The sequence below is a fragment of the Bradyrhizobium campsiandrae genome (assembly GCF_014529705.1).
GTDB lineage: Bacteria > Pseudomonadota > Alphaproteobacteria > Rhizobiales > Xanthobacteraceae > Bradyrhizobium > Bradyrhizobium campsiandrae.
Map to the genome: position 1 here is coordinate 1 of NZ_JAANIH010000429.1, position 241 is coordinate 241.

The 241-nt window shown below is 63.1% G+C and carries 1 protein-coding gene; it reads right to left on the reverse strand.

Annotation, left to right across the window (positions count from 1 at the left end):
* Nucleotides 1–241: carboxyl transferase domain-containing protein (locus G8O24_RS43795; RefSeq protein ID WP_283815685.1), on the reverse strand; the 241-nt coding region annotated here is incomplete at both ends.

The following is a 241-nucleotide window of genomic DNA, read 5'->3' on the forward strand; positions in this document are numbered from 1 at the left end:
TTGTCCGTTGGGATGCGCCGGTTAGCGCTGACGATTCCATAGATTTCCTCGACCGCATGGCAAGGCGGTTCGCCCTGCTCGACCGTCCAGCGCAATCGCGGCGGCTCTCCCAGGTTGGCGACGATATCGCGGGTAATCGCGATCGCGTGGCTGTCGCTTTCCGCCAAATGGTCGGTGACGCCGCTAACGCGGCTATGCATTTCACCTCCGCCGAGGGCTTCGACGCCGACCTCTTCCTTGG